Annotated in this window: 13 protein-coding genes; 8 read left to right on the top strand and 5 right to left on the bottom strand. The window is 61.6% G+C overall.

All coding sequences use genetic code 11. The annotated features are described in order from the left end of the window. The first annotated feature begins 27 nt into the window (after positions 1-27). Positions 28-207, top strand: coding sequence for a hypothetical protein (locus ACP3TA_RS18405; RefSeq protein WP_004938106.1), 180 nt, complete (start codon positions 28-30; stop codon positions 205-207). A gap of 26 nt (positions 208-233) precedes the next feature. Further along, positions 234-1610: a cation diffusion facilitator family transporter gene (locus ACP3TA_RS18400; RefSeq protein ID WP_206195570.1), complete on the top strand. Its 1377-nt coding sequence runs from the start codon at positions 234-236 to the stop codon at positions 1608-1610. Here the strand turns inward: ACP3TA_RS18400 and ACP3TA_RS18395 are convergent. The 3 genes from ACP3TA_RS18395 to ACP3TA_RS18385 form a co-directional block, all read right to left on the bottom strand. Then, positions 1553-2398, bottom strand: a complete 846-nt coding sequence (locus ACP3TA_RS18395; RefSeq protein ID WP_197665454.1) for an inositol monophosphatase family protein — start codon at positions 2396-2398, stop codon at positions 1553-1555. The two genes, ACP3TA_RS18400 and ACP3TA_RS18395, sit on opposite strands and share 58 nt — an antisense overlap. A 66-nt stretch (positions 2399-2464) precedes the next feature. Further along, on the bottom strand, positions 2465-2905 hold the full coding sequence (locus ACP3TA_RS18390; RefSeq protein ID WP_033643157.1) for a GNAT family N-acetyltransferase: 441 nt from the start codon (positions 2903-2905) through the stop codon (positions 2465-2467). Between the two features lie 47 nt (positions 2906-2952). Beyond that, a complete protein-coding gene (locus ACP3TA_RS18385; protein WP_033643156.1) occupies positions 2953-4683 on the bottom strand; it encodes an ABC-F family ATP-binding cassette domain-containing protein in 1731 nt (576 codons plus the stop codon). 450 nt (positions 4684-5133) lie between these two features. On the opposite strand from ACP3TA_RS18385, the gene ACP3TA_RS18380 reads away from it, so the two are divergent. Further along, entirely contained in the window at positions 5134-7563 is a 2430-nt protein-coding gene (locus tag ACP3TA_RS18380; RefSeq protein WP_169539598.1) for a DUF3772 domain-containing protein, read from the top strand. Between the two features lie 48 nt (positions 7564-7611). Here ACP3TA_RS18380 and ACP3TA_RS18375 read toward each other — a convergent pair whose 3' ends face one another. Beyond that, positions 7612-7779, bottom strand: coding sequence for a hypothetical protein (locus ACP3TA_RS18375; RefSeq protein WP_226886075.1), 168 nt, complete (start codon positions 7777-7779; stop codon positions 7612-7614). A gap of 129 nt (positions 7780-7908) precedes the next feature. Between ACP3TA_RS18375 and ACP3TA_RS18370 the strand changes: the two genes are divergently transcribed. Further along, the gene (locus ACP3TA_RS18370; RefSeq protein ID WP_033643153.1) at positions 7909-8757 is read left to right on the top strand and encodes an alpha/beta fold hydrolase; all 849 of its coding nucleotides are present in this window, start codon (positions 7909-7911) and stop codon (positions 8755-8757) included. A gap of 4 nt (positions 8758-8761) precedes the next feature. Here the strand turns inward: ACP3TA_RS18370 and ACP3TA_RS18365 are convergent, their stop codons facing one another. Continuing rightward, on the bottom strand, positions 8762-10900 hold the full coding sequence (locus tag ACP3TA_RS18365) for a TonB-dependent siderophore receptor (protein WP_414058321.1): 2139 nt from the start codon (positions 10898-10900) through the stop codon (positions 8762-8764). 388 nt (positions 10901-11288) lie between these two features. On the opposite strand from ACP3TA_RS18365, the gene ACP3TA_RS18360 reads away from it, so the two are divergent. From ACP3TA_RS18360 to ACP3TA_RS18345, 4 genes are all read left to right on the top strand, one after another. Next, positions 11289-12731 carry a GGDEF domain-containing protein gene (locus ACP3TA_RS18360; RefSeq protein WP_149542450.1) on the top strand — a complete coding sequence of 481 codons (1443 nt, stop codon included), beginning with the start codon at positions 11289-11291 and terminating at the stop codon, positions 12729-12731. Between the two features lie 104 nt (positions 12732-12835). After that, the gene (locus tag ACP3TA_RS18355; protein ID WP_004938082.1) at positions 12836-13186 is read left to right on the top strand and encodes a DUF1428 domain-containing protein; all 351 of its coding nucleotides are present in this window, start codon (positions 12836-12838) and stop codon (positions 13184-13186) included. A gap of 11 nt (positions 13187-13197) precedes the next feature. Beyond that, positions 13198-13671, top strand: a complete 474-nt coding sequence (locus tag ACP3TA_RS18350) for a VOC family protein (protein ID WP_046687089.1) — start codon at positions 13198-13200, stop codon at positions 13669-13671. A gap of 26 nt (positions 13672-13697) precedes the next feature. Continuing rightward, positions 13698-14387 (top strand): VIT1/CCC1 transporter family protein, encoded by a 690-nt coding sequence (locus tag ACP3TA_RS18345; protein WP_046687088.1) that lies wholly within the window; start codon positions 13698-13700, stop codon positions 14385-14387. Positions 14388-14493: the final 106 nt, after the last annotated feature.

Here is a 14493-nt window from a genome sequence, read left to right as displayed (position 1 = left end):
CGCGGCCTGATACGGGAGTTGATAATAATGACGATTCTTATTCTGGGATTGCTCTACGCCATTTTAATGATTTCGGTGGGGGTGAATGAGATTTATTTTTATTCCACCGGAAAATCCAATTTTCTTACTAGCCTCATGCTGACTTTCTCTGGCAGTATGCTGCTGATCGCCTTTGTCTGGCAATTATCCTCTAAAGTAAAAAAATAAATCACCGTCCGAATGTGAGCAGCATAATGCAAAATGAAAAACAGGCCGTGGCCAGAAACTCGATGATCGCCAGCGGGTTACTGGCCACGGGCAAATTCGTCGCCGGCATTTTTACCGGCAGTATTGGCCTGATATCCGAAGGGATCCACTCTTTCACCGATTTTATCGCCACCAGCATCACCTGGCTGGCGGTGCGCATCAGCGATAAACCCGCCGATGACGATCACCACTTCGGCCACGGCAAGGTGGAAAACCTGGCGGCGCTGTTCGAGGTGTTGCTGTTGCTCGGCGCCGCCGGTTGGATCGTCTACGAGGCGGGCAGCAGCCTGCTCGGGCAACCGCATGAGATAGTCGCGGCGCCGGCGGTGATCGCGGTGCTGCTGATTTCCATCTGCGTCGATTTTTTCCGCGTGCGGGCGCTCAGCCGCGTCGCCAAGGCGACCGACAGCGCGGCGCTGGAGGCGGATGCGCTGCATTTCTTCTCCGACATGCTTTCGTCCGGCGTGGTGCTGCTGGGCATGGTGTTTGTGCTGCTGGGCTTTGGCCGTGCGGACGCCATCGCCGCGCTGATCGTCGCCGGTTTTATCTTTGTCGCGGCAATCAAACTGGGTAAACGTTCCTTCGACTCGCTGATGGATGCCGCGCCCGCCGGGGCCACCGAGGCGATTCGCGCCACGCTGGACAGCTTCCCGGCGGTGCTGGCCTGCGACAGCGTGCGTATTCGCAACGCCGGCGCCGTACTGTTTGTCGAGATCACGGTGGCGGTGTGCCGCACCTTGCCGCTGGAGCGCATCGATGCGTTGAAGCGAGAAATCGTCGAACGGCTGCGGCAGCAGTATGCCAAGGCGGAGTTTACCGTCATCGCGGTGCCGCAGACCCGCAGCGACGAAGACATGGCGACGCGCATTCGGGCGATCGCCGCCAATCACGGCGCGCAGGTGCAGAACGTCACTTTGCAGCAGTTGCCGACGCACATGGCGATCGGCATGGATCTGGCGGTGCCGGCCAACGCCAGCGTGGCGCAGGCGCATGATATCGCCACGGAGATAGAAGGGATCCTGCGTCAGGCGATCGGCGAGGACACCGAGATAGAGACACATCTGGAGCCGCAGACGCCGCACTGGCTGGCCAGCGAGGATGTTTCCGCCGCCGAGCTGGCCGATATCCGGCTGATTTTGCAGTCGGCGCTGGAGCAGGGGGATAAGGTGCAAGACGTGCACAACATCCGGGCGCGCAGAACCGACGGCGGCATCATCGTCAACTTCCACTGCCGGGTGTCGCCGGCGGTAACCATCGCCGCCGCGCACGATGCGGTCGATCGGGTCGAGCGGCGGCTGCGCGCGCTTTATCCGGCCATCTCACGCGCGATAGGGCACGTCGAGCCGATCAAGCCCGGCGTTTGAATCAGCTCGGCCAATTGCGGATAGAGCGCCGCGTTGGCCAGCAGCAGCGGGTTGCCGCGCCGCAGCCCGTTGTGATGCATAAAGTCATTCGCCACGCCGCCGGCTTCGCGCGTCAGCACCAGCCCAGGCAGGCTGTCCCAGGCATTCATGTGCGGTTCGTAATAGCCCAGCAGCCGACCGGCGGCCACCTGGGCGGTCATCAACGCGCCGGAGCCGCTGCGCACGAACATGCCGCCCGCCTGCAGCAGGCGACAGAGAAAACCGCTGAATTCCGCCGCCGAGGCGCGAGGTGATATCCCGACGCCCATCACGCCCTCCGCGACGCTGCGCCCGGCATGCACGCCGATCGGTTCCCCGTTGAGGAAAGCGCCTTGGCCGCGGCAGGCGCGGAACATCTCGCGGTGATTAGGATCGTAAACCACGCCGATCGTCGGCTCACCGTCGATCACCACGCTTATCGCGATACACCAGGTATGCAGCCCGTTCAGGAAGCAGGCGGTGCCGTCGATCGGATCGACGACCCAAAGGCAGGCCGCGCTATCGTTGGTGCCGCCGCTCTCTTCGCCGAGAAACCCATCCAGGGGAAACCGCCGGTTAATCATGCGGCGGATCAGCGCTTCGACGCGGCGGTCAGCTTCGCTGACCACGTCCTGCAGCCCCTGTTTAAAGTCAACCGCCAGGGTTTGCCGCCTTTGATAAAAGCTGAAAGCGAGATCGGCGGCGGCGCGGGCGATCTCGCGCGCAAAGCGGTAGCGCGCCTCGATGTCCCGTGGGGAAAGTGAAGTCATGGCAGGCTCGATAGCAAAGAACGAATCGGTTTACCCTGCCATAAAAGGATGAAAGTAATGTGTCGCTCAGGGCGGCGGGGATGAAAAGCGCAGCTGCATTATGGCGTCGGGGGCCGAAAGTGGTTGAGTCATGACCCCGGTCGGTACTACCGTCCGCCAAAACGCCAGCCCGCGCGGATTATCCTGGCTGACCGACAGCGACCAACCGCCAGGATGCTGCGCGAACAAGGCGCGGGCAGCCCGTTGCCCCATCCCGTTGCGTCGCCATTCGGGCTTGATGTAGAACTCCGCCATTTCGACGGTGGCGCTATCGATACGCCTGACCAACGCGAACCCGGCGGTTTGCCGATCGCTCAACATCAAATAAGGGTAGCGGCCGGCCTCGCGCCAGTAGAGCGACAAATAGGGGTAATCGCCATCGACGCCCAGCTCGCGAAGGCAATCGGACAGCATGGCCGCCAGCAGCGGCCGCTGCGCGAGTGAGGCCTGCTCAAGGGAAAATGCCATGTCGCACTCCGTCAAAAAACAGGCCGCCGGATGGCGGCCTGTCAAGGTTAGCCCAGATTCAACCGGGCGGTGATGTCGGCAATCTCGCGGCGCCAGCGCGCCTGAAGCTCCGGTTTCTGGTGCTTCGGCTTGCGCGCCAGGTCGTCCTCCAGTTTGCTTTCGAGGGCAAACAGGGCGGTCAACAGCGCTTCTTCGCCTTCCAAGCGCTCGTCCGGCGTCGGGGCGTCTGCATCGGCCTTGCCTGCCGTCGGCAGCGCCGGCGCTTCGCCCGCCAGGCGCTGATACACCGGCGCCAGATCGTGCCACTCCTCCAGTTTTTGCTGGTCGATCAGCCAAAAGCGGTTGCAGCTCTGTTCGATCAGCATCCGGTCATGGGTGACCAACATGACGGCGCCGGCGAACTGGCGCAGCGTTTCCGCCAGCTCTTCTTTGCCTGCCATGTCCAGGTGGTTGGTGGGCTCGTCCAGCAGCAGCAGCGAATGGTTGGCCAGCGTCAGGCCGACGAACAGCAGCCGCGAACGCTCGCCGCCGCTCAGCGAACGGATCTGCTGATGGTGGCGCAGGTAAGGGAAACCGGCGCCGATCAGCGCCATTTTCCGCTGTTCCTCGGTCAGCGGCGCAAACTGCGCCAGCGCTTCGCTCAACGTGTCTTCATCGCGTAGCTGTTGCAGGCTCTGATCGTAATAGCCGATGCGCACGCGCGGATGGAACAGCGCCGGGCGCTGCGTTTGTTGCTGATACTCGCGCCACAGCAGGCGCAACAGCGACGATTTTCCGCAGCCGTTGCGCCCGACGATGGCGATGCGATCGCCGCTTTTCACGCGCAGATGTTCCAGGCTGAACAGCACCGGCGCATCCGGTGCCGGGCGCACCGCCCAGTGCGGCAACGCCAGCAGGCGATCGGCGTCCAGCGCTTCTCCCTGCAGCCGCAGCCGCCATGGACTGCCGGCGGTCAGGGTGGTCTGTTCTTCCTTCAACCGATCGACACGCTTCTCCATTTGCTTGGCCTTGCGCGCCAGATCTTCGTTGTCGTAGACCTTGCCCCAGGTCGCCAGGCGCTTGGCGCTTTTTTCCACCCGGTCGATTTCCTTTTGCTCGGCGTGGCGCCGCTGTTCGTCCGCGGCGTCCTGTTCCGCCAGCGCGGTGCGCGCCGCAGAGCAGGGCAAACGGAAGAACTGCAGCGTTTTGTCGCGCAGGATCCAGGTGCAGTTGGTTACCTGGTCGAGCAGGTAGCGATCGTGCGACACCAGCACGAAGCTGCCGGTCCAGTTACGCAAGAACTGTTCCAGCCACAGCAGCGTGGGCAGGTCCAGGTGGTTGCTGGGTTCGTCGAGCAGCAGCAGATCGGGCTGGCGGATCAGCGCGCGCGCCAACAGCAGCCGCGTATGCTGGCCGCCGCTGAGGGTGCCGGCGGTCAGCATCCAGCTCGCCGGTTCAAACCCCAGCTCGGCCAGTAACGCTTCGCAGCGCCAGCGTTCGCTGAGGTGTTGGCCCGCAGGCAGCCGCGCCAGAACCGCATCCAGCAGGGTGCTGGTGTGCAGTTCCGGCGGCAGGTGCTGCTCGATGCGCGCCATCAGACATTGATGTGACAATGTCACCGTTCCGGTGTGCGCAGGCAGGTCGCCGCTGAGAATTTGCAGCAGGGTGCTTTTGCCGCAGCCGTTATCGCCGATCAAACCGATGCGGTCGCCTTTTTTCAGGCTGAAGGAAATCTCGCTCAGCAGGACGCCGAACGCGTTGTCGTAACCGACAGATTGTGCAGACAGTAATGTGCTCATTGCTTACTCAAGAGTTACAGGCATAACAATGCCTATCGTCAAACATTGCTGACGATAACCCGGTAAGCCGGAGGGAAGATCCTGGATTTTAGTAAGCTTCGCTCAAGCTGGGTTATCGCAGCGCGATACCGGTAATGCTTGAGCGGCGACGATTACCAAAGAAGTGTGAGTGAAAAACCAATTCACACGTCAGCATAGTAAGTCTCCTTTTATTGGTTGCAGGTTAATCGGTGGCTGGATTATAGAGCGCTTCATGCCGTATCGCCAGTGTAAAAGCGCCCGAATAATCAGCAAGCTAAGGCGAGCGCGGGCGCGTGGCACACAATGGGAATAATTACTGTATTTCGGCCGACATTAAGCAGCTATTATAATTAGCGTTTATGGTTAAGCGACGGTTCATCCGCCGCCTGTTCGTCTGTCTATCAGATAATGATGCTGAGCACTGAATTTATGTTAAAGCCTCGCCCGTTCCTGCTGTTGTTATTATTGCTGTTGGGTATGCAACTGACGCCGTTCGCCGCCGTCGCCGCCACCCAGGATGATCCCGCCGCCGAAAGCGCGCCCGATCCCGCTACGCAGTTGAAAGCCGCGCAAAAGCAGTTGGACAGCATGAAGCAGCTGGTTTCCAAAGCGACGACCGACACCCAGCTCAGCAAGCTGCGGTTGGCGACGGACGATCTGGTCGCCAGCATGGATAAATTGTCCGCCGATCTGCAGCCGGTGCAGGAAAAACTGCAGGCGCAGCTGGACGTGCTGGGGCCGGCCCCGGCGGCCGGCGCGCTGCCGGAAACTCCCGCCGTCGCCCAGCAGCGCAATGCGCTGAACAGCAGCAAGAAGCAGTTGGACGATGCGGTAAAACGCGCGCAGGCCATCAAGACCAGCGCCTTCGACCTTGGCCAGCAGATCAGCGATCTGCGTCGGGTGGCGTTCAAAACCCAGCTGGCGCTGAACACCGGCAGCATTTTGGGCGTCAAATTCTGGACGCCGGTCGTGCAGCCGTCAGCGGATGACGTGCAGCGGCTGGACCAGTTCAACGCCGAGATGAAAGCGGCCTGGGACGCCAGTTGGCAGGACGAATGGCGGTACGGCACGCTGGCGTTGCTGGCGCTGGCGGTGATCGTCTGGTCCTGGGGGCGCTATTTGTCCGAGCGTTTCCTCGCCTGGGTCAGCATTCGTTTCCTGCCGGACGGGCGCTTGCGCCGCAGCTTTATGGCGATCATCACCGTGGCAGTGACGGTGATCACCACCTCGATTGCGCTGAACCTGCTGTATTACGTCTTTATCCGCGTGCAGCCGCTGCCGGTGATGCTGGAAGACTTCGCCGAAGGCTTTAACCGTCTGGGGATTTTCTGCGCGCTGATCGCCGGGCTGGGGCGTGCGGCGCTGTCGCTGAATCGTCCGTCGTGGCGTTTGGCTTCGCTGGACAATGAAGTGGCCGCCGGGCTGCGTTACTTCTCGCCGCTGCTGGCCGGTCTGGCGCTGGCGTTCGGCACCGTGGAGCTGATCAACAACGTCGTCAGCGCCTCATTGGCCACCACCATCTTCGGCAACGGCCTGGTGGCGGGGTTGATCGGCATGGTGCTGCTGGCGGCGCCGCTGCGCGGCCAGCGCATTCGTCGCCGTCTGGAGCAGCAGGGCGCGCACCTGGAAAAACGCACGCTGGTCGGCGGGCTGGTGCATATCGTCACCCTGGTGTGTTCGGTGGTGATCCTGCTTTCACTGCTCGTGGGCTATATCGCTTTTGCCCGCTTCCTGACCTACCAGCTCATCTGGGTGGTGCTGGTGCTGATGGCGTTCTACTTCATGGTGCTGTTCGCCACTGACCTGTGCGCCGCACTGTTTTCGCCGCAGACCGTCAGCGGCAAGATGCTGAAGAAAACGCTCAGCTTCAAGGATCGCCATCTGGAGCAGGTGGCGATCATCACCACCGCGCTGGCCAAATGTTCGCTGTTGCTGTTGATGATCGTCGCGTTGTTCAACGGCTCGTTCGGCAGCACCACGCCGGGCTCGCTGATGGAGAAAATCGTCTCGATCCTGACCGGCGAAGGCTTGCAGCGTTTCAACATCGTGCCAGGCAACCTGCTCAACGCCGTGATCTGCCTGGCGATCGGCATCTACATCCTGCGCGCGGTGCGGCGCTGGCTGGGCTCTGAGCTGCTGCCGAAGACCATTTCGGACGTCGGCATCCGCGCCTCGCTGGTGACGCTGTTCAGCAATATCGGCTATGTGCTGGTCATTCTGATCACCCTGGCGGCGCTGGGCATCCAGTGGAGCAACCTGGCGTGGATCGTCAGCGCCCTGTCGGTCGGTATCGGTTTCGGTTTGCAGGAGATTGTGAAGAACTTTATTTCCGGCCTGATCCTGCTGACCGAACGCCCGGTGAAGGTCGGGGATATGATCGGCATCGGCGGCGTGGAAGGCGACGTGCGGCGCATCAACGTACGCGCCACCGAAATTCAGCTCAGCGACCGATCCACCATGATCGTACCGAACTCGCAGCTGATCTCACAGAACGTACGTAACGCCACCATGGGCAACGCGCAAGGCGTGGTGACCATTGCGCTGACGTTCCCGACCTCGATCGATCCGGAGCAGGTGCGCAATATCCTGCTGAGCGCTTATAACGAGTACGAAACCATTCTGGAGACGCCGGCACCTTACGTGCGCTTCAGCCAGTTGGGGCCGGACGGCATTATCCTGAGCGTGACTGGCTATGTGCCGAGCCCGCGCATGGTCGGCGCCACCAAAAGTGAACTGCTGTTTAACATCCTCAAGCTGTTGCGCGCTCAGGAAGTGAGCCTGTCCAGCCCGCAGGAGGTGGTGTTCATGAAGCAGCAGGCGACACGATATCAGGCTAACGAAGAGGAACACTCTTCCTAGTTCTGCCATGAGGCGGCGGGTCGTTCATCAACGGCCCGCCGAACGCGGCTAGTACATCGATGGCTCCACGGACTGCGAACAGTCGCTGTTGGCGCCGGAGTTGCTGCAGGTGTAGGGCTCATTCGGCGACGCCGGCGGCGCATTCGACGGGCCGCCGCCGCCGCCGATACAGCCGCTCAGCAACAACGTCAAAAGCACCAGCGTTATCTTTTTCATCTCTCCGTCCTCCATTGCGATTCCTCCTTTAAGTATATGTCGGGAAAGCGAACGCTACCGCCCGCCAGTGCGATCTATACTCCTTGGATGCCGTTTCGCCGCACCGCGCCGGCGAACGAGGGGGGAAAGATGCACATCGACGACGATTTGACGCGCTTTGCCGCGTTAGGGGCGCCGCCCTTACCGCCGGGAGCCCGGCAGGGTTATATTGACCACGACGGCGCGCGTATTTGGTATGCCGCCTATGGCGACGGACCGGCGGTGATCCTGTTGCACGGCGGCCTGGGCCACAGCGGCAACTGGGGGTATCAGCTGCCGGCATTGCGGGCCGCCGGGTACGGGGTGTTGCTCATCGATAGCCGCGGGCACGGGCGCAGCACGCGCGACGCCCGGCCGTATCGTTACGATCGGATGGCCGATGATCTGTTGGCGGTGATGGCGGCGCTGCAAATACCCCACGCCGCGCTGGCGGGCTGGAGCGACGGCGCTTGCGTCGCGCTCATCGCCGCCCATCAGGCGCCCGGGCAGGTGGACGGCGTTTTTTTCTTCGGCTGCAATATGGACGCCAGCGGCGTTAAACCGTTGGCGCCCAGCCCGATCGTCGAGCGCTGTTTTGCGCGCCATGCGCAGGACTATGCCGCCTTGTCGCCGACGCCGGACGATTTCGAGGCGTTCGTCGCCGCCGTGAGCCTGATGATGAGCAGCCAGCCGGACTACCGCGCACAGGATTTGGCGGCCATTCGCGTGCCGGTGACGATCGTTCACAGCGAACACGATGAATTTATCCGCGCCGAACATGCCGCCTATCTTAGCCGCAGCATTCCCGGCGCCCGTTTGACGACGCTGCCGGGCGTCAGCCATTTCGCGCCGCTGCAGCGGCCCGCGCTGTTCAACCGCGCGTTGCTGGATTTTCTCGCCGATGTGATGTGCCGCGGCCGGCGCAAAGAAAACGGGCGCCAAACGGCGCCCAAGGCATGACAGGTTAGAAATCGACCGTCGCCTGCAGGCTTAGGCTGCGCGGTTCACCCTCAATCACGCGTAAATTACCGGCGCTGGAGGCATAGTACTCGCGGTTGAACAGGTTTTTCACATTCAGTTTCAGCTGGGTATGTTTCCCAAGCAGCTTGCTGTCCCAGGCGACAAAGGCATCCGCCACGGTATAGGCCGGCATGGTGAAACTGTTCTCCGGATCGCCGGCTCGGCGACCGACGTAGCGCGCACCGCCGCCCACGCGCACCTCGCCGGGCACCACCGGCAGCGTCATGCGGTGGCTGAGATACAGGCCGCCCATGTTGGTCGGGGCGTTGACCAGCCGGTTGCCGACGTTGGCCGGATTGAGGTTGTCTTCGACGATCTCGGTTTTGTCGTAGCTGTAGTTGGCGGTAAGATCCCAGTTGGGCGCCACTTCGCCGTTCAACTCCAGTTCAGCACCGGTGGAGCGCGCTTTGGGGATACTGCGGGTCACGCCGTTGATAAAGATCGACATGTTGCTTTCATCAATGCGATAGAGCGCCAGCGTGGCGTCAAACGCCGGGGTGATCTGCCATTTTCCGCCCACCTCATAGGTGGTGCCGGTTTCCGGCGTGGCGACGTTGCCATTGTCGTCGATGGCGGTGGACGGCGTGAACGAACGGCTGTAATTGCCGTACAGCGACAGGCTCGGCGTCAGCTTATACACCAACCCCGCCTGCGGCAAAAACTGGTCGTCTTTGTCATTGAGCGTATTTTTTGGTTTCTGGAAACCGTTGCTGTTGTTCTGGTAATACAACTGATAGCGCGCGCCCAGCACCGCGATCCATTGATCGGTAAGATGAATGCTGTCCTTGGCGTACAGCGAACGGCTGAACAGCGTGGCGCGCAGGTTGCTTGACGCGTCGCTGTAGGTGGTGCTGTCGGTGATCGGCGTTTCGCCATACACCGGGTCGTACATGTTGAAGGTCTTCGAGACCTTGCCGCGGTAGGAATAGGCCTTGTAGGTCTGATTTTTCTCGTAGTCCACACCCAGCAGCAGATCGTGCTGCATGCCGAACAGCTGCGGCGAACCGGTCAGATCCCAGGAGTAATAGTGGGTTTGATGATTGAAACCGCGGTTGGCGTCGGCGCGGCGCGAGACGATGCCGGTCGTGGTGTCGACCGCGGTGGCGCGCACTTCGTTGCTGTCGTAACGGCGTTGCAGCCAGGCGTAGTTGAAGCGGGTCGTCCAGATCGGATCGAGCGCGTACTCATAATGGGCGTTCAGACGTTTGTTCTTGCCCCAGGCATGGTTCGCGTAGTCATCCAAGCGGCGGTTATAGGGCACATCGACCGGTTTGCCGTCGATAAATGCGGTGCCGCGATCGTAAGGAATGTCGTACTTGTATTCGCTGTAGGCGATGTTAAAGGAAGCCTGGTCGCCGAACCAACTGAGCGAGGGGGCGATCAGCGTGTGTTCGTCGCTGCCGAAATTGCGCCAGTAATCTGCGTGCTGGCGTTCGGCGATCAGGCGAAAGGCGAAGCCGCCGCCCAGCGGGCCGGTCACATCGACGCTGCCGCTGCCGCCGCCAAAACTGTTGGTGGCGCCGCTGATGCGGGTGTTCCAGTCATACTGCGGTTTTTTGCTGATCAGATTGATGACGCCGCCGGGGCTGAGGATGCCATACAGCAGCGACGCGGAACCTTTCAGGACCTCGACGCGATCGGTGGTGGCGTCCATGCTCAGCCCTTGGTTGCTGCGCACGCCGTCGATGAAGACCGAGCCGTCGGAGTTAACCCCGAACCCGCGTTTGACGAAGCCATCCTCCGTGCCGCCGAGCGTGTTGCCCTGGGTGACGCCGCTGACGAACTTCATCGCGTCATTGACGCTTTTGACCTGGAAGTCGTCAATCACCTGTGAGGTGACGACGCTGACCGATTGCGGCAGTTCACCGATTGGCGTGGCGGTTTTGCTGCCGGTTGAGGCGGTATCGGCGCTATAGCTGCCGGCAGGCAGGGCGGTGGCGGTCACAGTGATGGCGTCTTCCTTTTTTGCGTCGGGCGCGGCGGCGATCGTCAGGGCGGGAAACAGGCCGGCGATCAGGGGCAGCGTGCGGAAAACGTGATTTTTTTTGTTTTTGTTGGGGCGGCGAAGAACTGACTGGTGCATATAATTCCATGAAAAAATAATAAATAGTAACAATTATCATTATAATTATCATTTATAGGTTTTGAATAGAGAGGAATACCGGTATCCCTTCATTGCACGATTTAATTTTGTCATTAGGGAAAAAGACGGCGATTTTGCCGGTAAAAATTCGGATGGATGGCAATAACGATCGCAGTGACGGGAGGGACGCGGCAGTTTGTTCGTCGGAAGGGTGATTCCTGTCAATATATTGATACACAAATATATTTTCCCTTGATGAATAAACAGGTGTCCGGGCAGGAAAAACTGGCAATAATAGGCGGGTCGGCCGTTTATCTTCTCCTCATCGTCGACGGTTGTGACACGCAAAGACTGTCACCTTACGCTAGCGGAAGTCTCTGGATCCAAGATGCAAACCACCTCGTTGTCCGATACCCGGAAAATCTGGCCCGCGCTCAGCTTTTTTTTGCTGGTGTTCGCGCTGTGTCTGCTGGGCATCGTGAGCCGGCCCGGCAGTTTTCTGGCGATATTCTGGCCGGCTAACGCCGTGCTGCTGGCCGTTTTGGTGCGCCGCTCACGGTGGGCCACGCGCGCCGATTGGGGCATGGCGGTGTTGGGGTATCTGGCGGCGGATCTGCTGACCGGCAGCTCGCTGGAAAAGGCGCTGTTGTTGAACGCCGCCAATCTGGCCGGCGTGGTGGTAGGGTATCTGTTGTTCATGCGCCTGCCGCCGCCGGCGCGCACGCTGCAGCGTGGCGCTTCCAGCATGTATTTGTTCGGTATCTGCCTGGCCGCTGCCGCCGTTACCGGCGTTGTGGGCGCGGCGGCCTCGCAGTGGCTGTTCGGCCGACCCTATCTGACCTCGCTGGTGCTATGGTTCTCGTCTGAATTCACCAACTACGTCACGCTGATGCCATTCATTCTGGCGTTTCCCGTCGATTGGCGGCATCGGCTGCGCGCGGCCTGCAGTATGCTCTCGCAGCGCAGCCAGTGGCCAATTGCGGGGCGAAAACTGGCCGTGTTGGCACTGCTGGTGTTGGCGGCGGTGTGCAGCGTGCTGATTGGCGGCCCCGGCGCGGTGATCTTTCCCATGCCGGTGCTGCTGTGGCTGGCGATGTCCTTCTCACTGTTCTGCACCATGATCGCGGTGCTGGTTTACGTGCTGTGGTGCCATCTGGCGATCGATTTCGGGTTGCTTAGCACCACGCTCGACATGAAGGTGCTGCAGAACGCGGTATCCATGCGCCTGGGCATCGCGCTGCTGGCGTTGGGGCCGATCGCCGTCGCCAGCATGAACTATGCGCGCAACGCGTTGTTACGCACGCTGGAGCACGTGGCGAATCACGATGCGTTGACCCACGTGCTGACGCGCAATGCGTTTATGCAGCGCGGCGAGCGGGTGATCGATCAGAAAGGCGAGCTGGTGTGCGTCATGATGCTCGACATCGACTATTTCAAATCGATCAATGACCGTTTCGGCCACGCCGGTGGCGATCAGGCGCTGATGGCGTTTACCCGTGCGATCGCCGCCGATCTGAACGTCAACGATCTGTTCGGCCGCATGGGCGGCGAAGAGTTCGCCATCGTCTCGACGCTCGGCCAGCCGCAGCAGGGGTTGCAGCTGGCCGAACGGCTGCGGCAACGCATTGAGGCGGAATCGATCACCATGCCGGCCGGCCATCCGCTGCAGATCACCGTCAGCATCGGCATGGTGACCTGCCCGGGCGGTTCCGGCCATAGCCTGGCCGACCTGCTCAAACTAGCGGATCTGGCGGTATACAAAGCGAAAAATGCCGGCCGTAACCGGGTCGCCACGCCGGAATCTTACCCGCCGAACGATCCTGGCCGCTGAACTTCCGATCCGCGCTGCGTGCCTGCGGTCTAAACTGGTAAGAGACGCGGGCATTTCCGCCTGCGCCGAACCGACTGTCCTTAATCAGACAAGAGGATGCCAGAATGAAATACGTAGACGGGTTTGTGGTGGCGGTGCCGGCCGCCAATAAGGAGGCTTATCACCGGTTGGCGGCGGCGGCAGCGCCGCTGTTCAAAGAGTTTGGCGCCACGCGCATCGTGGAGTGTTGGGGCGATGACGTGCCCGACGGCAAACTCACCGACTTTCGCGGCGCGGTAAAGGCGCAGGAGGGCGAAGTGGTGGTGTTCAGCTGGATAGAGTACCCCTCCAAGGCGGTGCGCGACGCCGCCAATGAGAAAATGATGAACGATCCGCGCATGAAGGCGCTGGGCGAGATGCCGTTTGACGGCAAACGCATGATCTTTGGCGGGTTCGCGCCGATCCTCGATGCCTGAAGGAGGCGCCGATGGCCAGAATTACGCAACATCTGTGGTTTGAAAAAGACATGGAGGCGGCGCTGAATTGCTACGTCGCGCTGATCCCCGGTTCGTCCGTGAACTGGTTTTCCGATCTGCCGGCGGATACGCCGAGCGGCCCGGCCGGCAGCGTGAAGCTGGCCGCCTTCACTCTGGGTGACCAGCGCTATGCGGCGATCGAGGCCGGGCCGTTGGATCCGTTCAATCACAGCTTTTCCGTGATGGTGGAATGCGACGATCAGGCGGAGGTTGACCGGCTGTGGGATGCGTTGAGCGAGGGCGGCGAGGCGGAGCAGTGCGGCTGGCTGCGCGATCGCTGGGGGCTGTGCTGGCAAATTGTGCCGCGGCGCCTGACCGAGCTGATGAACGACCCCGACGCCGCGCGCGTGCGGCGGGTCACGGAAGCGATGCTGCTGATGGGCAAAATCGACATCGCCGGCCTGGAAGCGGCGGCGCGGGACTAGCGGAAAGAGAACGTGGGAGAGAAAGGATGCATCGAGAGCGGCACAGTATTGAACGCATCGGCTGGCTGCGGGCGGCGGTGCTCGGCGCCAACGACGGCATCGTCTCAACGGCCAGCCTGCTGCTGGGCGTCGCGGCGGCCAGCGCCTCGCATTCCACGCTGATGATCGCCGGCGTCGCCGGGTGGGTGGCGGGCGCGATGTCGATGGCCACCGGCGAGTATGTGTCGGTCTCGTCGCAGGCGGATACCGAAAAGGCCGCGCTGGCGGAAGAGCAGGCGGAGCTGCTTGAAGACTACCCGGGGGAGTTTCGCGAACTGACGTCAATCTACGTGCATCGCGGTCTGGATCCGGCGCTGGCCCGGCAGGTGGCGGAAAAGCTGATGGCGCATGATGCGCTGGAGGCGCACGCGCGCGACGAACTGGGTATTTCCTCCGCCACCCGCGCCCGGCCGCTGCAGGCTGCGTTGGCGTCGGCCCTGAGTTTCTCCCTCGGCGCGCTGTTGCCGCTGCTGGTGGCGATGTGGGTACCGGTCGCCTGGACGCGGCCGGCGCTGGTGGCGTCGGCGCTGATTTCCCTCGGCGTTCTCGGCGGCATCGCCGCGAAAACCGGCGGGGCGCCGATCTTGCCGGGCGTGGCGCGCATCCTCGTCTGGAGCGCACTGGCGATGGCGGTTTCTTCCGGCGTCGGCCTGCTGTTTGGCGTGACGGCCGGCTAACGTCGCGCTTGCATCAATCTAGTGCACCTCAAGCTCAGAATTTATCATTTGTCAGCCGCCGGCGTTCGCGGCAAGGTGACGGCAACGCCAACATCAGTCAGGGACA

Source organism: Serratia sp. 2C06 (assembly GCF_050037615.1).
GTDB lineage: Bacteria > Pseudomonadota > Gammaproteobacteria > Enterobacterales > Enterobacteriaceae > Serratia > Serratia ureilytica.
Note: the sequence above shows the minus strand (reverse complement) of the source record. Positions and strands in the feature narration are given on the sequence as shown.